This window comes from Planctomicrobium aquicomposti (assembly GCF_051466325.1).
Lineage (GTDB): Bacteria > Planctomycetota > Planctomycetia > Planctomycetales > Planctomycetaceae > Planctomicrobium.
Genome location: NZ_CP195792.1, coordinates 2,134,488 through 2,154,475, shown reverse-complemented (window position 1 = coordinate 2,154,475; position 19,988 = coordinate 2,134,488). Strand labels below are relative to the sequence as shown.

Below are 19,988 nucleotides of genomic sequence, written 5' to 3'. Positions count from 1 at the left end.
GAAGATCAGGAAACAGATCCGCGATCAGAAACCATTGTGCATCAGAGAGAAAGGGCTTCGGGGCCGTCCTGGACCCTGTCCTGTTCGGCCGCCGTCTCGCGGGCCATTTCGACAGAGTAATGAGCATGAAAGACTCCTTTCACCCTGCTCATAAGCACATCCCTTGCCAATCCTGTTCAGTAATCTAAAGGTTGTGAAACTGGCTCATTTAATATCGACACCGACCGGTCCCGGGTAAACGTGGGTCGGTGAGACCAGAACGCAACCGACCGGCGCTCCGTATCCGCAATGGGCATCCGGGTTGAGGACGAGATCGGTCACTCCCGGCGCGAGACGCGAATTGATCGCCTGCTGCAGGCACAGCTCGTCGAAGGTGTCACGGATCGGTGCCGTACCGATGACGGTGATCGGAGGTGTCTTTTCGCCGGTCGGTAGGATCGCGGTGGCGTCGGATGTTGGGATCAGATTGTAAGGCATGAACTCGCAGCCCTCAGAGCGATGAATGGGAAAGAGATCCAGCAGGATGTTCGTCCAGATTGCCTGGGTCTGGAGCATTTTTGAGTTGAGATTACCCGTCCTCGCCGCTCGGAGTTCAGCGTTTCATCAGAGGAAACACTTGCTGCCCGAGCATGGGAAAGAGTGACCGCACTCAAATCCCTTTTAGCGCCGGTCAAACGAACATGCAAGGCGTCTTCACCCAGACGCCGAAGCCGAAAAAGTCATCACTCTGGAGCCCATCACTGGCCCGAAGTTCGCAGAATTCACCCTCTGCGGCGGGAGAATTGGCGTCATGAAGAAATCGATGATCAACCCTCCATATCAGGGGTGATCATCGATGCAGAGTGATCTAAGATGGCAACGCTTATCCGCGCCGTGCTTCGCGGTGCTCTTTGCGGGCTTCCCGTCGCTCCATCCGGTGGGCAATCCGCTGCCGCATCGGTTCAGGGAGCCGATAGGCCTGAATTCCGTGTGCGATGACCCCCAATCCCCAGCCTGCCAGCGGCCAGAGGAACCAGAGATTGTCGGGATTATTGCGGAAATTCAGAAATGCAAGTCCGCACATGACTCCCACGTAGATTCCAGCATGAATGAAGAACCCACGTTGAGCCTGGCTTGCAATCGGGTCGTGACTGGTGTGATGTGTCGTGTTCATGAGAATGGCCTCCTGCATGTCTTTATTGGCCCCGCAGATCGCGATCCGATGGGCGATCGCTCTGACGGTGAGTTGACACGCAAATGACGGGCCAATCGTGTCCCCTTGTCAGCGAACGCCTGACAAACGGGGGCGGGGTTTCGCTCTGTTACAGGAGAATTCCCGTTCCAATCGATTGTCTTCGGCCCGCTTGCTGAAGAACTCAACGATCCCCGCGGATTGGGGGCGCTGGTCGCCCAGCCAGCCAACCGATCAATTCACTGGCGACGCGCTCTTTGGAGCCCGACCAGTGAGCCACCGTTTCCCCCTGTTGGTTCAGGAACTCGACGGTGTTTTCACTGGAACCGATCGCGCTGGGATGATTCAGGACAATCCAGTCACAGTTTTTGCGACGCAGTTTCTGCAGGGCATTCTCGCGAGGATTCTGGGCTTCCAGAGCGAAACCGACGACCCAGCGATGCTCTTTTGCCCGTCCCAGCTCGGCCAGCACGTCGTCGGTTTCAATCATCTCAAGGGTGATCGGACCTCCCGTCTTGGAGAGCTTGCCGGCAATCCGTTCGCGTGGCTTGTAATCGCACACGGCGGCTGCCGCAATCACAGCCTGACATTCGGGAAAGAGTCGCACGGCTGCGTCTCGCATCTCGGAAGTGGTGACGACCGGCACGAACTCGCAGCCCGAGAGCGGAGGGAGTTCCACCGGTCCGCTGATGAGGACCACTTCCCAGCCGCGATCAATCGCTGCCTGCGCGATGGCGTAGCCCATCCGACCACTGCTGGCGTTGGAGAGATAGCGGACATCGTCCAGGTATTCACGAGTCGGCCCGGCGGTAACGAGCAATCGCATGGAAACTTCAATTCAATCGGTGTGATGAAGGGAGGCCCGCACCGGAAAAATGTGTGGAGGTTCTCAACTCACCGGGGGTTTCAGCCCCATTTCATTCAGCAGCAGCTTCATGTCTTCCCACACCGGCTTTTTCGCAGCGGGGTTCCGCAGCAGGTATGAAGGGTGATAGGTACACAGGACCTTCGCGCGTCCGTGCTGAAAGAATCGCCCCCGCATTTTGCCGATGGGCTCCACACTGGCAAGCAGGTTCTGCGCAGCGCAGGTTCCCCAGCAGACGATGTAATCGGGATCGACAATCGAAATCTGCCCGTCGAGATATTCGCGGCAGTTGGCCGCTTCCGTCTCGGAAGGAGTGCGATTTTCAGGAGGGCGGCAACGCAGAATATTGCAGATGTACAGATCGGATCGCTGCCAGCCACACGCCTCGATGATCTTGGTGAGCAGCTGTCCGGCCCGACCGACGAACGGCTCCCCGGTCCGGTCTTCATCGGCTCCGGGAGCTTCCCCGATAAACATCACCCGGGCTGTCGGGTTACCGACTCCGAAGACCGTCTGAGTCCGGGTGCGTGCCAGCTCAGGACAGCGAACGCAGTCGGCGACGCATCCCGCCAGTTCCTTGAGCTTCTTCGTGCGGACTGCCGGAGAGGCTGTGTTGCGCACGAGATTGACGGGCTGGGGGGACTTGGCTGCAGGCGGAAGAGGTTCCGTTTTTTTCTTGGGCATATCTTCAGGAGGAGCTTCAGACAATAAGGAAGCGGTTCCCGCAACGGGAGGGGCAGGTCGACGGGGAGCGCGTGGCAGGTGGGTCAGACCCGCAGCACGCAGGTCGTTGAGCATCTGTCGAGCGGCGCGTTGTGGATTGGACATATCTGAGTCTCTTTCGGCAGGCAGCCAAGTCTCTCCAGCCTTCGTCTCCGGAAAGAGCTTCAAAAATCGCCGAATTCTCCGGTTGCCGCTTGTGATCCTGAGGTGACGCGAGGAACTCCGACCGGCAAATCACGCCGGGAAATTTCGCGGCGGGATCCCGGTCAAGTCAGTATGATCCGGCGATCAGGGCTGCTGTCCACTCTCGGGCAATGTCTTGATGCGAATATTGCGATAGTGAACGGTGCTCTTGGGATCGTGCCCCTGCAGTGCGATGGTGCCACTCCCGAGCTTGCGGTCAGGATACTTGCGAGAGGGATCGAGGTTCTCCGGCTCAATGTAATCGACAATCGTTTTTCCATCGACTTTGATGATCACGTGCTTGCCGTCCACGATGATGTGCTGGGTCCACCACGTATTGTCCGGCAGTAATTGGCGTGTGTTCGGCTGAATGCCATACAGGCTGCCCGTTTTCTGAACATCCTTTTCGTAGGTGTTGTTCACCTGGGCCTCGTGTCCCTGTGCCAGCCAGCCGGTTGGCTGTGACGCAGTGTGGAAATGAATTCCGCCATTGCTTCCCGGCTCTGCCATCACGTCCACTTTGAGTTCAAAATTTGTGAATGGTGCCAACGGACCGGTGTAAAGGAGATGGCTCCGCTCCCCATGAGCGACCAGTTCACCATCGACAATCTTCCAGCTTTCAGGGTGCTCGTTCGCAGTCCAGTTGGCGAAGGATTTGCCGTCCCACAGCGGAACGAAACCGGTTTCCGAACTGTCGAGATAGGCCACCGCCTCGCGCAGATTGGAAAGACTCAGTTCCACATCAGAAAGGGGATTTTGCGGGTTTTCTTCATATTCGAGTGCCAGCAGATTTTTGTACTGCAGACCACGAAGGGCTCGGAGAACACCCACAATGTTGAGTTCCCCTTCTCCCAGAATCGTGAAGATCTTCCCTTCCTTGCGCAACTGTTCGGCCCGATTCCTGGGGAGTTCCTTCTCAAGCCGCGCCTTTTCTTCTTCGGTTTGAATCGAGCGGACGTCCTTCAGGTGAACATCGTACACACGATTTCCGAGCTTGCGGATCACCTCGACCGGGTCCTGATCGCTCCGCAGGTAATGCCCGGTGTCGACGCAGGCGCCGATCAGCGGATGCCGTCCCTCCACCCATTTCAGCACATCTTCCACAGTAGAATAGGTGCTTCCCGGACCGTGATTGTGAATCGCAATCGGAATCTGATACTCCTCCACCAGCTTCTCCAGCAGATCGAAAGTTTCTTTGTTCTTCTGCGGATTGGCCACAATGCAGGTCAGCCCCACTCCCTTCGCGAAATCGAAATACGACCGGGTTTTCGCTTCATTGGCGTCGAGGGGAACCACGCCGTAGCTCATCAGGGTGATGCCCGCCTGTTCCAGTTGTTGCCGGTAGCCGCTCATCTGCGCGGGGACTGTCGTGACAGGCAGATGCCGCGGGTAGCCTTCGAGATACTTGATCCCTAGCTTCTCACACTGTTTCAGCGCCTCGGGAAGATCGAAATTCCGCAGCGTATAAGACTGCAGTCCCACCTTGAATTCCCCATAAGGATCGGCTGATGCGGGTTCTGCAGCCTGAACAGGCAACGGTGCGAAGCAGAGAATCAGCAGAGGGACGAGGCTTCGGAGGTGTCGCACCATCGGATGGGTGTCGCAGTGTGGAATCAGCATGTGTCGTTTTCCGGTGAAGGCTAGGGGCCAACAATTGGGGGAGTATCGCCGGTCTTGAATCCGAGTTTCAAGCAACCGCCTCCGTTACAACCGCTATTGTCCGGATTTTCGTCAAGTCTGCGCATCCGGTTGTCGATTGGGAAGAAGGAATCTTCGGAGTCGGCGCTGCGTCGTGTCGGCTCATTGGAGCGATTCACCTCGAGATCCCGAGCGCGTCTGGTTGTGGGTTCACCACAGCCGGTTCAGGAACCAGACGATGCGCAACCTCAACGGGTGCGATCTGCTCTCAGGGAACTGTCCATGGCCAAGCTTCGCCCACAGCATTGTTTCTGGCTGGCTGCCGTTTGCTTCGTGGCAGGTCTGACCACATTCTGGTCCGATGACGTAGTTGTCGTCACTTCGGAAGATCGCGTCCCTTTGCTGGAGCCGCAGGCCGGGACAGTCGCCCCGCCAGAACTCACACGCTCTCGTGAGGAACTTTCGTCGACCTCCATCGCCGAACCCCTTCAGATTCCACCGCAGACACTTGTTGACAGTGAGCAGCCCCTGCGGGCGGCCGTGCTCACTGTCTCCCCTCTGATGCGCGAGCGGGTGGGCACGAACCGTGAAGCTCTTGTTCCTGCCGCCTTCGCAGCGTCATCTGACTCGAATGTCCCCGAGGCTGTCTGGCTGTCGGGACGAATTGAAATGCTGGAATCCCGCTGACGATTACAAACTGGCTCCGTGAACACGGAGCTCGACATTCCTGAAAAGTGTGGTTCCCCGCATGTATGAAGCGCATTGGAAGATCAGCCGCCGTCCGTTCGAGGAAGAGGCCGCTCCCGAATTTTTTTATCCCAGCCGGACCCATCAGGCCGGATTGCTGAAGTTGCGCTATCTGATCGAGCAGCGCAAGGGGATTGGACTGCTTGTCGGGGAACATGGTCTCGGGAAGTCATTTCTGACCCACGTTCTCGAAAGCGAACTGACGGAGAACGGACTGGGCGTCGTGATCCGGCTGGTTTTCCCGCAGTTATCTCCAGCCGGGACAATGGCGTATTTTGCCAGCCGACTGGGTGTTCTCGCTTCATCGGAACAGCCTGAAGAACAGGTCCTCCGACACCTGGAAGATCGGCTCGTCGAACTCCGTTCTTCCGGACAGCATGTCACGTTTGTCATTGACGATGCCCATCTGCTGGATCTTGCGCACCTGCAGACGCTGCGGCTGTTGCTCAATCTCCGCGAGGCCGGCCGAGCCGATTTCTCCCTCGTCCTGTCGGGGCGAACCGAACTCCTTTCTAAGCTGCAGCGACTGGGGGCACTGGATCAGCGGATTGTTGTTCGCGCCGCACTGGAACCGCTCGCCCGGGAAGAAGTACTTCCGTATGTGCAACAGCGACTGAGCGTCGCCGGACGGGACACCAATCTGTTCAATCTCCGTTCTGCACAGACCTTGTGGGAGCTGTCGCAGGGAATTCCGCGCCGCATCAATCAGCTGTGTGATTTGTCGCTGCTCGTCGGCTTTGTCGACAACCGGGAAACAATTAGTGCCGTTGAAATTGAAGCGGCTGCGGAAGAACTGATGTCGACAGCGGCGTGAAGATCGCGGCAAATTCGTCTCCTTCCCGAATGACTCGTCCTGGCGGTCTGCAAGCGTCGTCATACATCGCTTATTTCCTGAGCGTCCGTTGCTGCTTCTCTTGGCAGCGTGACGCCAGTCGCTCCTCTCGCGGGCGGTTCCGGGCTCGCCTGTAAAAAAATGTCTTGCCGAAATTTCAGCAAAAAGCCTGAAGTTTCAGCCGCGGCCAGCACTTACAGGGGGCCGGTGGCTGGACTCGGCAACACTTTGGCGCGGCCTTTGCTTTTTAGCGAGTACATCAAAGGCGTGGCGAGGAACTCTGACTTCCCATCCAGACAGACGACGAATTGCAGCTTCGCTCTTGTCCCGGACCTGGTCACCTTTTGAGTCTGCTCCCCTTGGTGCGCATGTGCGGCGCACTGAACGACGGCGGCGGCTTGGGATTCCCCCTCTCCCCAAGCCGCCTGCCGTTTTTATGCGCTTCGCAGCAGATTCTCCTGCGTCGCCGCAATCGTGACCTGGGGACAGATTCTCAGTCTTCACACCGGCGCCGAAGAGGCAGTCGTCAAGGAACCTTCGGCACCGAGCAGCTTCAGATTCAGGGAGCCGCCCTGAACCGCATTTCGTCGAGTGCCGACTCGACGTCGACAAGCTGGATGCGACTCGCTGCATCGTGCTCCAGTTGAAACTGAACCGCCCGGCGCATCAGTTCCTTGATGAATGCCGCACCGACATTTTCGGTTCGAGGGACGATGTGCTCCAGAATCTCTGTCGGCCGTTCCATTCCCGATGAGTACAGACGGACGAGTTTCTTCCTCCCCTCTCCATCCGGGAGAGGGAACTCAATCGCCTGATCAACTCGTTCCGGACGAGCGGACAGCGCCTGCTCGAGTGCCTCCGGACGATTAGTCGTCAGCAGAAACAGGATCTCGGCAGATTTCTTCAGACCCTCCATTACATCAGAGTCGGTTATGGACTCAAGTGTTGACGTTGCGGAAGTGTGCGTGAATGAGCAAGCCACAGCCTACCCGAGTGATGTCACGGACGAAGAATGGGCGTTTCTCGCCCCGTATCTGGCATTGGTTACGTGAAGACTCTCCGCAACGAGTCCACTCGCTGCGGTTGGTCTTCAACGCCATGCGCTGGCTGGTGAGTACGGGAGCGCAGTGGAGATTCATGCCGCATGAATTTCCTCCCTGGCCGGTGGTTGATCAGCAGGCGCGTCGCTGGCTGCAGGCCGGTGTCTTCGAGGACATCGCACATGACCTGCAAGCGATCGCCCGCGTGGTCGAAGGGCGCGAGGAAGACCCCAGCGGAATCATTCTGGACGGTCGCGTGCTGCAGTCGACGCCGGTGAACGGAAAGCGGGCAGGATACGATGGCCACAAGCGCCGGAAAGGCTCGAAGATTCACATTGCCATCGACACGCTGGGCCATTTGCTGGCGGTGAAAGTCACGCCTGCCAATGAGCAGGAGCGGGCGCAGGTCGCTGCGCGAAGCAGTGCAAGCGGTGACCGGAGAGACCGTGGAAGTGGCGTATGTCGATCAAGGGGACACGGGTGAAACCGCAGAAGACGCTGCGGCGGAACAAGGGGTTCAACTGCGGGTGGTGAAACATGCCAGGGCCAGACGAGGCTTTGTCCTGCTCCCCCGGCGCTGGGTGGTGGAACGAACGTTCCCCTGGCTGGGACGCTCCCGGCGACTGGCGAGAGACTACGAACGCCTGGCGGAAGTCCTCGCCGGCTGGCACTGGGTCGCGATGGTCGCCCTCCTGCTCAAGCACGCTCACTTTCTCATACAGACAAGTTCATAACAGGCTCTAGGGATTTTGGGCAACTGGATCGACAGTTACCGCACGATGATCTGGAGCAGGTTCGAGGCGCAGCAACGCAGTCCGGCAGAATGTCCCCGGGGGCACACAGGATGAAGTGCGACGCCCCGCGGAATTCATCGATTCGCGAAGGGGCAATTCAGATCGCTCTCGGTTCGCAGAATCGCGCTTCAATGGCCGCCACGGAATCGGCGAGCCCTGAACGGGAAGCAAGGCGTTCTCGCATTGTCTGGCAAGCGTTCGCGACCGCAGTTGATCCCAGAAGTTCGCTCACTATGCTGGTCAGGGCGGGAGCCTTGAATGCTCTTGCCGGCAGTCCCCGTCCGACTTGCAGCGACTCAATCCGCGCTGCGTTATCGAACTGGTCGTGAGCCAACGGCATCGCCACTTGCGGGATGCCCGCGAGGAGTGCCTGCGAGGTCGAGCCAATTCCCCCGTGGTGCACAAATGCGGCAGCCTGCGGAAGCAGACGATCCAACGGTGCATACGCGAAATGCCGGACGGTCGGTGGCAGGACATTCGGAACCTGCTCCGGATGCTGCGTTAAAAACAGGGCTCGGTGGCCCGTGGATTGAACCGTTTGCAGGGCCGTTTCAAAGAAGGCACGCCCGTGCAGGTTGGCAGACCCCGGAGTAAACACGATTGGTGGTTCACCGGTGTGCAGAAAGTGCTCGATCTCCCTGTCGAGTGGCTGCTCGGACTGATCGTTCCAGAGAGGAAAGTCTGTCTGAATCAGACGGTGCGGCCAGTCAGCCTGTGGGGGTGCGAACCAGTCGGGAAAGAGGCAGAGAACCCCTTCAGGGGAGTTCCACCACCGGGTGATCTGCCGGATCGGAGAGAGACGCAGCTCCCGTCTCCATTCATTGAGGAACGGACAGACCACGGCATCGACGGCGAATTTCTCACCAAAGCGAAACAGAAGGCTTTTGAACCAGCGGGGCCCGGCCAGTCCGGCGATGGTCGGTGGGACGAGATCGCTCCAGATGACGGAGGGTTGCAAGTGGACTGTGAGAAGCGGGATGCCATGCGATTCCTGCGCGACCCGCGCCCCGAAACACAGGCAGCTGGCAATCGCCACCACGCGGCGATTCTGATTCTGCTCCACCAGAATCTCGTGCTGTCGTTTCAGCTGAGGGCGGAAATAAGAGTAAACGTGCCTGAAAGCCTTTTGCGGATGCCACAGGTCAGGGCTGCTGATGCACTGCGAATACTCCTCCGGCATCCCGAGTGGCTCAAAGGGAAGGTTGTACTTTTCCGCCAGGGGCGCAAAGTGACCGTTCGTCACAAGGAGGACATCATGTCCCCGCTGGCGAAGCTGGAGTGCCAGCCCCACCATCGGAAAGACGTCCCCTGAGCTGCCGATCGTGGTGAGTACAAACTTCGTCATCCGTTCTTCCTCACAGAAGCGGTCGAACACTGCCGGTCCCTGGTAAACGGCGGGTCGAACTTCGACCGGGGAACGCCATCCCGGATCGCTCGTCGCTGATGGTTGCCGGGCGTCCCTGACGATTATCGTGATGTCGGGGGATGCCGTACGAGGCTTTCCTGACGTTTCCGAAGATCGGCAAGCCGATGCCAAACTTGGGAAGTTCCTGGAGGCAACGGTGGCAGGTTTCAGTGATCGTGCCGACAGTGTGAAAGCAAGCCAGATCGTCGAAGGGGACAACCGGGTGGCGGGGACAGCGATCGAGCCTTGGCACGGCGGGAAAGACCTGAATTATTCCCCGGTGCGTACTCCTTCGATTTTACGCATGTCGGCCACACGAATGAGAACCAACCGCTCCATTCCCTGTGAAACATCGCTTCGAAAGAAGTGAGAAGCCAAGGCATCGGGCGAATCGGGATTCAGGCCGATCACCAGCATCTCCCCGGTGTTTACTTCGGCGGAGAGTCGATCTTCGTGAAACGTGAGCTTTCGCTGCCCCTGCTGGTACGTCCAGTCCAGATCGTTCGCTTGTGGCCGAAGCATGTCCTCTCCGTGGTGAATCTCCGGGATCATCACCAGCTTGGACCAGCCATCCTCAATCCGATCTGCCTGGATTCGCAAAATGCATTTGCCGGAATTCAGTTCCACGGTCTGCACCCCCTCGCTGCCCCGGCGGACGAGCGGGGTACCATTCGGAACCTCACTGGCGACGAGAAGAGTTTCCTGCCCTGTCTGCACCGTGTACCGGCGGACCGAAGCCCGAGCGTACGTTCCACCGCGACGTGACATTTCCATCAGGGATTGCAAGGGCCGGGGCGGGCGGGATGGGCTGAGCGCAAATCGAAAGCCATCCGCCGTCAGACTCTCCCGGACCGCTGGTGTGACCGATGAGATCGCAATCAGCGACGACCACAGTCCTTCCCCGATGAGGGGATCACCGATGGGGCGGTCGACAAAGTAGACTTCCAGTTCGATCGCTTCCCGAGGGGCCAGAATCGGGGGGAGTGGCGACTTGCGGACAATCTGCGTGCCGACATCCGCTGTCCAGAGCGGGCATCCGGCCCCCCCGAGGACGAGACAGACGAGCAGGCATCGCATTGTCAGTCGCGGTCCGGAAAACATGGTCGGTCGACGATCCAGAGGAAGGCAGAATCATCGTCTTCTAGGAGGCGGGAGAGTGAGGGTCAATCCGGGTCGGACGGGGAGTGTCCCAACAGGGGGATCTTCGGCAGGCGTTGCCGAAAAAGGCTGGTTCGGGTCGAGTTCTCCGCTCGACCATGCCGTGGCAGCCGTTGCGGCGGAGTTGCCAGGGAGCCGGAGCTCGACCATTTGCAAGCCGGCCGAACACCGATTTGCGAAATCGGTCCGAGTTACCGAAAGTCGACGGGTTGCCACTTCGAAGCTGTCTGGAGGAGGCCTATACTTGAGAGCAACTGACGGGACGTGACGAACTTTGATCGACCTCCAGAGAAGGTGTCCCTCCCCATGCCCACGAAATCATTGCGACCAAGTATCGCGGAAACATCTTACCGCTTCTTCGAGCGTCCGCTGCACCCGGAACTCTTCAGCCCCGCGGTCGTGGGACGGATTCGGACAGACCGGTACCAGGCCAGTCTGGGATTGTGTCAAGGGGGCCATTATCTGCAGATGACTGTGGACGGGAAGAGCGTGGTTGAAGTGACTGCACCGGATTCGCAGGTTCTGTCGACTTACGGATTGCAGCAGACCTACTTTTTTCGTGACAATGAGGAGCTGCTGTTCGAGTCGAAGACACCGGTCCCGTATCACTTTGCAGGGCAGGTCGATACGGTCGAGTTCGGCGTGTTTACCCGCGTTCAGATGGAACTGGAGCGGGAGGCGGCACGGGCTTTTGTCTCGTATCAGTTTCCCTCGCCGCATCGGCTATTGGCCGGGCCCCTGAGTCTGGTGCAGGTGGAAGGGAGTGAGAAGATGCTTGTTGTACACACTTTCCACACTTTCCCGGACGACTTGGCGGTTCTCAGAACCCAGTCACTCTTTGAGCTCAATTGATGCGCATTCTTTCACCCGTGAACTTGGAGATTGCTGCAAAATCGTTCGCTGACGAGGTACGTTAAAGTTCATTGTCGCAGCACTTTGCAACGCGCAAAATTCTTTTAAAATCTTGGCCGATTTGCAGCGGTCGGGACGACTGGCAGATGTCCGCTGCTGCTCAGATGATCATTCCGTGCGCCGCGGGGGGGATGCCGGGGGCGTTCTGGAGGTTCTGATGCTGTAGAAAGACTGAAATTTTGATTCCTGTAACCCTTTCCGGATGGGCAACCCTCTGTGAAAGGCCGGAATCAAATTCGCGGCCAGTCAATGTTCAATTTTGAATCTTGGGCCGGTCGTTGGGGTCATTGCAATCCGTGCAATCCAGTAAGGGTGGCCGATCTGCTGTGAATCCTGGCTTGCTTCGTCGGTCAAGTCTGATCGCACACCGTAAGCTGAATGATGGAGCACCTGAGGTGGGAATTCCTTTCACGAATTTCCCGCGTTCACAAGGTCAACCGTCTCCTCCTTCCTGAAAACCGTGTGACGGAGTCTGGTCACATTGTGTGGGTGCTGGAGCTGGTCTCACAAGGAATAGTTCTCATGAGAGAACTGAGTGTTAAATCAGCTGAAGTGGCGATGCGGGTTGTTTTGCGACGAGCCGTGAGAAGTCAGCGTACAGATGTCGACCGCAGGCTGGCCGAGCTCGTCGAACAGCGCCAGCACGCCGCCTGTGTCGGCTCCACGATCGACAAGACCACCGCAATTGAACGTCTCGCTTCTCTGTGGGCCGGATCTCCTGTGGGCAAGGTTCTCGGCGAAAAACGGGTCTGCCGGACGTAGAGACGTCCGGGGCAATCTGCTCCTCGTCTCCGCCGCTTCAAGGGATGGACGATCTCCCGGCCGAACTCAATTCGAAGTCCGGAACAGATTCGCGCTCCCTGCGCTGGCAGCAGTCTGTTTGCTTACCGTCAACCGGGTACGTGACCGGCGTGGCAGGCTGTCTTAATAGCCCTGCGCATCGCGAGTTCCCTCTGATGAGCAGCACAACTCGGTATGGCGGGAATCGAACCCTGAAAATGCTCTCGTCGAGCGAGAGTCTCGTGCTCATGCAGCTGAATTGATTCGTCTGAAGCGATACACTGCAAAGAGGCCGCCGACGTCGCGTGAGGATCTCTTGAATTACGCGTCTGAATGCCGTATTCGACACCTCGGCAGGCTGCCATCTTTGTCCGTGAATGAATCCGAGACACGTTCGACACCATGAATTACATCGATCCGCATGTCCATATGGTTTCCCGTACGACCGACGACTACGAACGCATGGTGCGCATGGGATGCGTTGCCGTCAGCGAGCCGGCGTTCTGGGCCGGATTCGATCGGGGAACGGTCGATGGCTTTCGGGATTACTTTCGGCAACTGACAGAGTTCGAACCGAAACGGGCCGGATGGAGCGGTATTCAGCACTACACCTGGCTGTGTATCAACGCCAAAGAAGCGGAGAACATTCCGCTGGCGCGGGAAGTGATCGCGATGATTCCCGAGTTCCTGGATCGACCTGGCGTACTGGGAATCGGCGAGATCGGGCTCAACAAAAATACCCCGAATGAGTCGACCATCTTTCGCGAGCATCTGGATCTGGCTGCGAAGACGAATGAACTCGTTCTGATACACACGCCGCATCTGCAGGACAAATACAAAGGGACCCGGATGATCATCGATATGCTGCAGGAGCGCGGAGACCTGCAGCCGGAACGGGTCTGCATCGATCACGTGGAGGAGCACACCGTTCGCCTGGCGAAAGAGGCGGGATTCTGGTGCGGGATGACTCTTTATCCCACCACCAAATGCACGCCGGCACGGGCAGCCGACATCATCGAGCAATATGGAGATGACCGGATCATGGTCAACTCCGCAGGAGACTGGGGGCCTTCCAATCCGCTGGCGGTCCCTGATTTCATTCAGGAGATGCGTCGCCGGGGTCACAGCGACGAAAAAATTCAGAAGATCGTCTACCGCAATCCCCTGGAATTCTTTTCGCAGTCAACACGCTTCCAGTTTACTCCGCGCTAGCGCACATCTCATTTACGCGTCGCGGTACCCACAGTGTCGGATGTCATTTGCACATTCTGTGGCAGTGAACTTGTCGAGCAACTGGCCGCAGGTCTCCCACAACGACTCCACGCACTCCGCACCAACCATTTGAACCTGGAAATCACCAGCTCGATCGGATTGAAATCCGGGCTGTCGGGAGGTAGAGACACCACGTGTGCGCCCGAGCCTCGACCGCTTCCCGCACACCTGCAACCTTGTGGCAGAAGAGGTTGTCCATGATCAGGATGCCACATGCCCCCCGCGTTGGAGACCGGTGCTGGCGGACGCAGTTCACAAAGACCGCACCATTCACCGCTCCTTCAATCACCAGCGGAGCAGTCAGGCCGCTCAGCCTTAAGCCTGCAAGGGTCGTCGTGGTTTTCCAGTGTCCGTGAGGAGTATGACAAAGCAGTCGCTCCCCCCTGGGCGTCCGACCACGAGGACGGGGCATGTTGGTTTTCCCACAGGTTTCATCGAGCAAAACGAGCTTGTCGGGGTCCAGTCCTGACTGCATCAATTTCCAGAGGGCCCGCTGTCGATCGGCATCAGGCCAACGTGGGGTTCGTTTGCGGGTCAGGCAAGGGGCTGTCTTGTTCTGCTCCCATCGTTCCTGCTCGATGCGGCGGTCCCACGACTCGCAGACCTTGAACTTCAGCGAGACCTCTCACATCCCGCCCCCGGCATCGCGGACAGCCAGGACGTCACCTCTGAACTCCTTCGAATAGGGCTGCATCATCACCTTCCTGAAAGTTGAGATGACGCAGGTTACCTCACCAACGCACAGGGCGCGAGTGTCGTGTCTCACACAGATGGGATGTTATTCAGGGCTTTCCTGGCTCGGGCGACTTTTTCGAGGATCTCCTCGGCCTTCTTCGTCCAAACGAACGACTTTGGATTCGCATTGTGGTGGTCGATGTACTGCTTGATGGCTGCTTGCAGTTGCTCAACGCTGTTGAACACGCCGTGACGAATCCGGTTCTGGGTGATGTCCTATAGCCACTGTTCAATCACGTTCAGCCAGGAACTGCGTTCCGTGACGTGCGGACCATGTCCTGAACGGTGTCTGGTTGGCGCAGCGGGTGTTTGCCGGTGCCCACCACTCATCCGTGACGGAACGCCGTCGTCTGCTTTTCTCTCACGCCTGTTCTGGGCACGGTTCCAAGTTCGTCACCACGCACGGTTGCGGCGGTCGGAGAAGCGAGCCCCGATTGCTGCAGTTTTAGAGGCTCAGCACTCTCCTGAACCGCGTGAGTTCTTGACAGCGCAAGCGAATTCAGTCGACAATGTGTCATTGAAAGAATTCGCTTTGCGAGTGTGCTTCTATGACAGGGATTCACTGGGGCGACGCTTGTCGCATGCTTCAGCGACAGCCATGGGCCGTCGCGTCCATTGCAATCGTCTTATCGGTTCTGTGCTTTGTCTGTTTTCGCCAAACAGTGAGACAAGATCGCATTGAGAAGCTGATCGCTGAGATCCATGGCGGGAACCGTTGGGCCTGGCACCAGGGTTTCACTTGGAGATCGCAAGGTTTGCTGAACCCTGATGATCGCATTCGGATACGAGATGCTTTTCGGGAATATTCGCGTATGAGTGAGTCCGTGGACGCACAGGGAAGAAGGCGTCCGCCGTATTCGGGCGAGAAACTCATCCACGTCGCAAGCGCTGACGTTGTCGGAATTCTTTGTGGTCTCTCATGGGACCTTGAGCGCAGACCCTATCCAATGACACACAAATGGCCCAGCCAGCTGCTTCTGGACTCTTGGGATTCGTTGGAACATTCGGACCCGTGACATCGGGACTAGGTGACGTCGGTGCCAACTGACGGGGGCCTTGGGGGGGAATGCTCTCTCGTGCCCAAATAACGCGTCAGCGACGCGATGACGTCTAGGTGGTACGGACATTCAAAACGCCCCTGTGATCATGGCTGCGAGCCAGATGGGCTTTGACACTGCTGGAATCCAGATGAAACTCCTCCAGATCGGGATCGGATCAGGCCTTGGACAGCTTCTCCCAGATTCCGTTAGCACACCAGCGATCAAATCGTTTCCAGACGGTGTTGGGCTTGCCGTAGCGGGCCGGTAGGTCCGACCAGGGAATGCCTGTCTTCAAGACATCAATCACCGCATCCAGAAACAGCCGATTGTCGGCCGCAGTCCGACCGGGGTCGCTCTCTTTTCCGGGCAACAGGTCCTTGACCTACTCCCACTGAGCATCCGTCAGTTCGTGGCGGCGACGACTCATGATTCTACTCCTTGAGATCAACCCAGTCTCAAGGAAAAGTGAATTTTGCACCAGACTGAATGTCCACGCTCTCTCGTTCAAAGAGAACGACCCCAGGTTCTACAGACCAAAAAGTCGGCGCGTGTTCGCGGTGGTCTGACGTGCCAGATCTTCCAATGCCATTCCATGCACTTCCGCGAGGCACCGGGCGGTGTGCACCACATGGGCCGGCTCATTGCGTTTCCCGCGCATCGGAACGGGGGCCAGATAGGGAGAGTCGGTTTCGACCAGCAGCCGGTCCAGTGGAATCGCTTTGGCGACGTCGCGCAGCTGCTGATTGCTTTTAAAAGTCAACATTCCTGCAAAGGAGATCATCAGCCCCAGCTGCAGGCAGGCTTCGGCGGTTTCGAGACTTCCGCAAAAGGAGTGCATCACACCGACGAGCGGTCCGTTTCCCGCTTCTTCCTGCAGGAGCGCGACGACATCCTCATCCGCGTCGCGGCAATGCACGATAAACGGCTTGTTCACCTGCCGCGATAACTCGACGTGTCGGTGGAAGTAGTCACGCTGCAGCTCGATCGGGGACGAATCCCAGTAGCGGTCGAGGCCGGTTTCTCCCACAGCGACAACATGCGGATCGCTCGCGAGTGCCGCGATGATCTCGAAATCGTCTTCCCGGGCCTGGGCCACATAGTTCGGCTGAATTCCCACGACTGCCCGCAGCTGCGGGTGCTGTTTCGCCAGGAGCAAGGCTGCCTGACTGCTTTCCCTTGTCACTCCGATCGTGAAGATCGATTCCACTCCCTGAGCGCGAGCCCGCTCGAGCACTTCGGTCAGATCGGCTTCAAAAGACTGCTCATCGAGATGGGCGTGGGTATCAATCAACATGGGAGCGGTACTGGAATCGGGACGGGTCATGAGCCCGACAGCATACTCCCCCGCTGACCGATTCCTCCACTGCCGGCGGTTCTGTTTTGGGGAAATCCTCAATTCTCGAAAACCGGGCACCGTCTCCTCCGCAGTCATTCGGACTCGACTTTCCGCATCTCCGTCCTAAGCTGCCGGAGTGAGATCTTGCGCGGCTGGCGACAGGAAGAGGCGACATGAGCATCCGGATTCTCGACGACTTCTCTTCCCTCGCGGGCTGGAGCCCATTTGCTTCCGGACAGGCTCAGGTTGAGTTGCATCGCGAACCCGGGTCGGCGGGAAGTCGGCTGCGACTGGATTTCGACTTTCGCGGCGAGGCGGGGTTTGTCGGATTTCAGCGGGCCTTCGATCGGCCGCTTCCCCCCGCTTACTCGTTCCACTTCCGGATTGGAGGAGATTCGGCCCCTTACAAGCTGGAATTCAAAGTCACCGACCGAAGCCGGGAAAATGTGTGGCGCTGGGAACAGGAGAGCTTTCCATTTGTCCCCGAAGGGACCTCGCTTGACCTGAGCAGTCGTCAGCTGGAATTCGCCTGGGGCCCTGACGGCGGGGGGACACCGCGCTGGCTCGGAAGTCTGGAGTTTGTGCTCAATGCCGGTTCGACTGCCGGCGGACGGGGGAGCATCTGGCTCGAGGATCTCCGTTATGAAAACCGGAGTAGTCGGCAACCCCCGACCGTGACCGCCTCGTCAGGCTTGCGTCGCAGCGTCCGCATCACGGCCAAGGGAGTGAGTGGCTGGACTCCCGCCAGCACCGATCAGCAGCCCTGGCTGCAGTTCGATTTCCATCGAGTCCGGGAATATGGCGGGGTTGTGATCGACTGGCGCCAGCGGAGCGAAAAACGATCGGTCTCCATCGATGCCTCGGACGATGGCGAGCAATGGCGGAAACTGACAAAGACCAATCAGGCACTGGGAAAAACGACGTATCTTCCGCTCACCGGTGGGGAATCGCGATACCTGCGGCTCCGTTTTCAGCAGCCTTCATCCATACGTCGTCTCGAGATCCAGCCATTTGACTTTTCGCGAACCCCGGATGACTTTCTGTTCGCGATTGCAAAACGCTCTCCGCGCGGCTGGTTTCCCCGACCGCTGCTACGCGAACAGAGTTACTGGACCTGCACCGGGGTCCCCGATGGCAACACCTGTGCGCTGCTCAATGAAGATGGCCTCGCCGAACCGGACCGGGGATCATTCTCGATTGAGCCATTCCTGTATATGGGCAAGCAACTCATCAGTTGGGCACAGGTCCGCAGATCAGTTCGACTGGCTGAAAAGCGACTTCCCATTCCGACCGTTCTCTGGCGTTCGGAACAATGGGAGCTGGGCATCACGCTGTTTGCCACCGGTGAAGGGGACAACTCGATTGCTCACCTGCTTTACCGCCTCCGCAACAGAACGTCGCGAACCATCAATGCGAAGTTGTTTCTGGCGTTGCGGCCGCATCAGGTCAGCCCCCCGTGGCAACATTGGCAGTCGATCGGCGGAATCGGTCCGATTCATGAACTTGATTGGAGGCGAGGAGTCGTCCGAATCAACCAGCAGAAGGTTGTTGTGCCTCACTCACCACCTGACGGTTTTGGTGCCTGCACTCTGGAGCAGGAGGTCATCACCGCCCGTCTGGCAGAAGGGGAGCTTCCTGCAGCAACCTCAATCCGCGATCAATCGGGATTGGGGATGGGAGCCCTGCGCTATGACGTTTCACTCGCGGGAAATGCTGAACAGGAGTTTTTTCTCTCTATCCCCTTCGGCAATGCAGGTCGCCTGACCCGTGACGAATTGAAAGAGCTCGCAGCGACGAATGGCGGAGAGGCTTATGCGTCAGCGGTGCGGGTTCTCCAGCAGCGTACAGGCTCCGTCGAGTTTCGACTCCCGACCGCTCTGGGCGTGGCAGCAGCGGAAACATTCCAGACAGCCGCCGGGCAGATGCTCATCAACCGGGATGGCAACGCGATTCAACCGGGGCCCCGCCGCTACACACGTTCGTGGATTCGGGACGGTGTCATCATGGGGACCGCACTCCTGCGCAGCGGTGACCAGGATGCTTTCGCCAACTTTTTGCGATGGTATGCCCCCTTTCAGCGCGAGGATGGATTCGTTCCCTGCTGTGTGGATCGCAACGGGGCAGACTGGCTGGTGGAACATGACAGTCATGGCCAGTTGATCTACGGAGTGGCAGAAGTCTTCCGATTTTTGCGAGACAGAGCCTTTCTGCGGGAGCTCTGGCCGTTTGTCCGCAAAGCGGCCGATTTCATCACGAAACTCAGGAAGCAGCGACTGACCAGTGAATATCAGCAGCCGCAACATCGCGCCTGCAGGGGACTGTTACCGGAATCGGCGAGTCATGAAGGCTATCTGGCGCAGCCTGTCCATTCTTACTGGGACGACTTCTGGGCGCTCCGGGGATTGCGTGATGCGGTGCTCATTGCAATTGAACTCGACAGTCACACCGACTCGCAGCGCTGGAGAGAACAGGCGGCCGATCTGGAAAGGTCGTTGACGGAATCTCTCGAACTGGTCATCGCGGACAAAGGACTCGACTACGTTCCCGGATCAGTGGAGTGGGCCGATTACGATCCGACAGCGACCGCCAACGCCATCGAAATTGCCGGAACCGCACTCCTGCCCCCAGCTCCCTTGCGGGCGATGTTTGAACTGTTTGTGAGCGATCTTCGGCGTCGACGCGATGGAGAGTTTCCGTGGAAGAATTACTCCGCATATGAAATAAGGATCATCGGCGCCCTGGTGCGGCTGGGGATGCGTAACGAAGCGGTGGAACTCCTGCAGTTTTATCTCAATGACCGTCGTCCCCGACAGTGGAACCAATGGCCCGAGATCTCGTGGCGCAAAAGACGGACTCCCGGTCACCTCGGTGACCTGCCGCATACGTGGATTGGAGCGGAATTCATGCTATCGTTCACGTCCCTGTTGGCGTATGAATGTCCGGTCAGCGAGGCCCTGATCGTCGGCGCGGGAATTCCGGGTGACTGGTTGCAGTCTTCGGAGGGGGTCTCGGTGCAGCAGCTGCCGACACGCTGGGGACCGTTGAATCTCAAACTCCGTTCACCGTCACCTAGGCAGATCGAAGTCGAGGTGTCCGGTCTCGATCACGTCCCGCCGGGAGGAATCCGGATTCGTCCTCCCCTGACGGGACCGATCATCAAGGCGAACGATTCTCTCAGCACGGCGATCACGTTTCAGCACGACGAGGTGGTGGCCCGTGCGATTCCGATCCGGCTGGACATTCGATGCCGCAGATCCGTCCGCTGAAGACACTGTTGATGTCGATCGAATCGGGGAGCGGAAAGCACCGAGTGCGCATGGTGCGGATCGCCAGAAACTCCTCTTCCCCTGTGGAGGA

Annotated in this window: 16 protein-coding genes and 2 pseudogenes; 7 read left to right on the top strand and 11 right to left on the bottom strand. The window is 58.3% G+C overall.

What is annotated here, in order from left to right; genetic code table 11:
• Window positions 1-207 precede the first annotated feature (207 nt).
• The 5 genes and pseudogenes from SH664x_RS08260 to SH664x_RS08240 all read right to left on the bottom strand — a co-directional run.
• A pseudogene (locus SH664x_RS08260) lies at window positions 208-477 on the bottom strand (RtcB family protein); the annotation flags it as partial.
• A gap of 385 nt (window positions 478-862) precedes the next feature.
• Complete coding sequence (locus SH664x_RS08255) at window positions 863-1,153, bottom strand: 2TM domain-containing protein (protein WP_437206604.1); 291 nt, start codon at window positions 1,151-1,153, stop codon at window positions 863-865.
• 202 nt (window positions 1,154-1,355) lie between these two features.
• Window positions 1,356-1,997, bottom strand: coding sequence for a phosphopantothenoylcysteine decarboxylase domain-containing protein (locus tag SH664x_RS08250; RefSeq protein ID WP_437206603.1), 642 nt, complete (start codon window positions 1,995-1,997; stop codon window positions 1,356-1,358).
• A gap of 63 nt (window positions 1,998-2,060) precedes the next feature.
• Entirely contained in the window at window positions 2,061-2,864 is an 804-nt protein-coding gene (locus SH664x_RS08245) for a uracil-DNA glycosylase (protein WP_437206601.1), read from the bottom strand.
• 183 nt (window positions 2,865-3,047) lie between these two features.
• The gene (locus SH664x_RS08240) at window positions 3,048-4,562 is read right to left on the bottom strand and encodes a family 16 glycoside hydrolase (RefSeq protein WP_437206600.1); all 1,515 of its coding nucleotides are present in this window, start codon (window positions 4,560-4,562) and stop codon (window positions 3,048-3,050) included.
• 300 nt (window positions 4,563-4,862) lie between these two features.
• Between SH664x_RS08240 and SH664x_RS08235 the strand changes: the two genes are divergently transcribed.
• Both SH664x_RS08235 and SH664x_RS08230 read left to right on the top strand, forming a co-directional pair.
• Window positions 4,863-5,267, top strand: coding sequence for a hypothetical protein (locus SH664x_RS08235; protein ID WP_437206598.1), 405 nt, complete (start codon window positions 4,863-4,865; stop codon window positions 5,265-5,267).
• Window positions 5,268-5,328: 61 nt separating this feature from the next.
• A complete protein-coding gene (locus SH664x_RS08230; RefSeq protein WP_437206596.1) occupies window positions 5,329-6,141 on the top strand; it encodes an ExeA family protein in 813 nt (270 codons plus the stop codon).
• 577 nt (window positions 6,142-6,718) lie between these two features.
• On the opposite strand, the gene SH664x_RS08225 is transcribed toward SH664x_RS08230, so the two are convergent.
• A complete protein-coding gene (locus tag SH664x_RS08225) occupies window positions 6,719-7,075 on the bottom strand; it encodes a hypothetical protein (protein ID WP_437206594.1) in 357 nt (118 codons plus the stop codon).
• A gap of 16 nt (window positions 7,076-7,091) precedes the next feature.
• On the opposite strand from SH664x_RS08225, the pseudogene SH664x_RS08220 reads away from it, so the two are divergent.
• Window positions 7,092-7,933, top strand: a pseudogene (locus SH664x_RS08220) (IS5 family transposase).
• Window positions 7,934-8,090: 157 nt separating this feature from the next.
• On the opposite strand, the gene SH664x_RS08215 reads toward SH664x_RS08220, so the two are convergent.
• Together SH664x_RS08215 and SH664x_RS08210 are read right to left on the bottom strand one after the other, a co-directional pair.
• Window positions 8,091-9,338: a glycosyltransferase gene (locus tag SH664x_RS08215; RefSeq protein ID WP_437206592.1), complete on the bottom strand. Its 1,248-nt coding sequence runs from the start codon at window positions 9,336-9,338 to the stop codon at window positions 8,091-8,093.
• Between the two features lie 330 nt (window positions 9,339-9,668).
• The gene (locus SH664x_RS08210; RefSeq protein ID WP_437206590.1) at window positions 9,669-10,499 is read right to left on the bottom strand and encodes a hypothetical protein; all 831 of its coding nucleotides are present in this window, start codon (window positions 10,497-10,499) and stop codon (window positions 9,669-9,671) included.
• A 363-nt stretch (window positions 10,500-10,862) separates the two neighbouring features.
• On the opposite strand from SH664x_RS08210, the gene SH664x_RS08205 reads away from it, so the two are divergent.
• From SH664x_RS08205 to SH664x_RS08195, 3 genes are all read left to right on the top strand, one after another.
• Window positions 10,863-11,408 carry a DUF2617 family protein gene (locus SH664x_RS08205; RefSeq protein WP_437206589.1) on the top strand — a complete coding sequence of 182 codons (546 nt, stop codon included), beginning with the start codon at window positions 10,863-10,865 and terminating at the stop codon, window positions 11,406-11,408.
• A gap of 582 nt (window positions 11,409-11,990) precedes the next feature.
• A complete protein-coding gene (locus SH664x_RS08200) occupies window positions 11,991-12,230 on the top strand; it encodes a hypothetical protein (RefSeq protein ID WP_437206587.1) in 240 nt (79 codons plus the stop codon).
• A gap of 420 nt (window positions 12,231-12,650) precedes the next feature.
• A complete protein-coding gene (locus SH664x_RS08195; RefSeq protein ID WP_437206585.1) occupies window positions 12,651-13,460 on the top strand; it encodes a TatD family hydrolase in 810 nt (269 codons plus the stop codon).
• A gap of 142 nt (window positions 13,461-13,602) precedes the next feature.
• On the opposite strand, the gene SH664x_RS08190 is transcribed toward SH664x_RS08195, so the two are convergent.
• The 3 genes from SH664x_RS08190 to SH664x_RS08180 form a co-directional block, all read right to left on the bottom strand.
• On the bottom strand, window positions 13,603-13,995 hold the full coding sequence (locus SH664x_RS08190; protein ID WP_437206584.1) for a transposase: 393 nt from the start codon (window positions 13,993-13,995) through the stop codon (window positions 13,603-13,605).
• 1,475 nt (window positions 13,996-15,470) lie between these two features.
• Window positions 15,471-15,665 (bottom strand): transposase, encoded by a 195-nt coding sequence (locus tag SH664x_RS08185; RefSeq protein WP_437206582.1) that lies wholly within the window; start codon window positions 15,663-15,665, stop codon window positions 15,471-15,473.
• Between the two features lie 156 nt (window positions 15,666-15,821).
• Window positions 15,822-16,619, bottom strand: a complete 798-nt coding sequence (locus tag SH664x_RS08180) for a TatD family hydrolase (protein ID WP_437206580.1) — start codon at window positions 16,617-16,619, stop codon at window positions 15,822-15,824.
• A gap of 185 nt (window positions 16,620-16,804) precedes the next feature.
• Here SH664x_RS08180 and SH664x_RS08175 point away from each other — a divergent pair, with 185 nt between their 5' ends.
• Window positions 16,805-19,897 carry a discoidin domain-containing protein gene (locus SH664x_RS08175; RefSeq protein ID WP_437206578.1) on the top strand — a complete coding sequence of 1,031 codons (3,093 nt, stop codon included), beginning with the start codon at window positions 16,805-16,807 and terminating at the stop codon, window positions 19,895-19,897.
• Window positions 19,898-19,988 lie beyond the last annotated feature (91 nt).

Excerpts from the sequence above, each read along its gene's own strand:
- SH664x_RS08255 (WP_437206604.1), bottom strand. The coding sequence starts at position 1,153 with ATGAACACGACACATCACACCAGTCACGACCCGATTGCAAGCCAGGCT.
- SH664x_RS08250 (WP_437206603.1), bottom strand. The coding sequence starts at position 1,997 with ATGCGATTGCTCGTTACCGCCGGGCCGACTCGTGAATACCTGGACGAT.
- SH664x_RS08245 (WP_437206601.1), bottom strand. The coding sequence starts at position 2,864 with ATGTCCAATCCACAACGCGCCGCTCGACAGATGCTCAACGACCTGCGT.
- SH664x_RS08240 (WP_437206600.1), bottom strand. The coding sequence starts at position 4,562 with ATGCTGATTCCACACTGCGACACCCATCCGATGGTGCGACACCTCCGA.
- SH664x_RS08235 (WP_437206598.1), top strand. The coding sequence starts at position 4,863 with ATGGCCAAGCTTCGCCCACAGCATTGTTTCTGGCTGGCTGCCGTTTGC.
- SH664x_RS08230 (WP_437206596.1), top strand. The coding sequence starts at position 5,329 with ATGTATGAAGCGCATTGGAAGATCAGCCGCCGTCCGTTCGAGGAAGAG.
- SH664x_RS08225 (WP_437206594.1), bottom strand. The coding sequence starts at position 7,075 with ATGGAGGGTCTGAAGAAATCTGCCGAGATCCTGTTTCTGCTGACGACT.
- SH664x_RS08215 (WP_437206592.1), bottom strand. The coding sequence starts at position 9,338 with ATGACGAAGTTTGTACTCACCACGATCGGCAGCTCAGGGGACGTCTTT.
- SH664x_RS08210 (WP_437206590.1), bottom strand. The coding sequence starts at position 10,499 with ATGTTTTCCGGACCGCGACTGACAATGCGATGCCTGCTCGTCTGTCTC.
- SH664x_RS08205 (WP_437206589.1), top strand. The coding sequence starts at position 10,863 with ATGCCCACGAAATCATTGCGACCAAGTATCGCGGAAACATCTTACCGC.
- SH664x_RS08200 (WP_437206587.1), top strand. The coding sequence starts at position 11,991 with ATGAGAGAACTGAGTGTTAAATCAGCTGAAGTGGCGATGCGGGTTGTT.
- SH664x_RS08195 (WP_437206585.1), top strand. The coding sequence starts at position 12,651 with ATGAATTACATCGATCCGCATGTCCATATGGTTTCCCGTACGACCGAC.
- SH664x_RS08190 (WP_437206584.1), bottom strand. The coding sequence starts at position 13,995 with ATGCAGTCAGGACTGGACCCCGACAAGCTCGTTTTGCTCGATGAAACC.
- SH664x_RS08180 (WP_437206580.1), bottom strand. The coding sequence starts at position 16,619 with ATGACCCGTCCCGATTCCAGTACCGCTCCCATGTTGATTGATACCCAC.
- SH664x_RS08175 (WP_437206578.1), top strand. The coding sequence starts at position 16,805 with ATGAGCATCCGGATTCTCGACGACTTCTCTTCCCTCGCGGGCTGGAGC.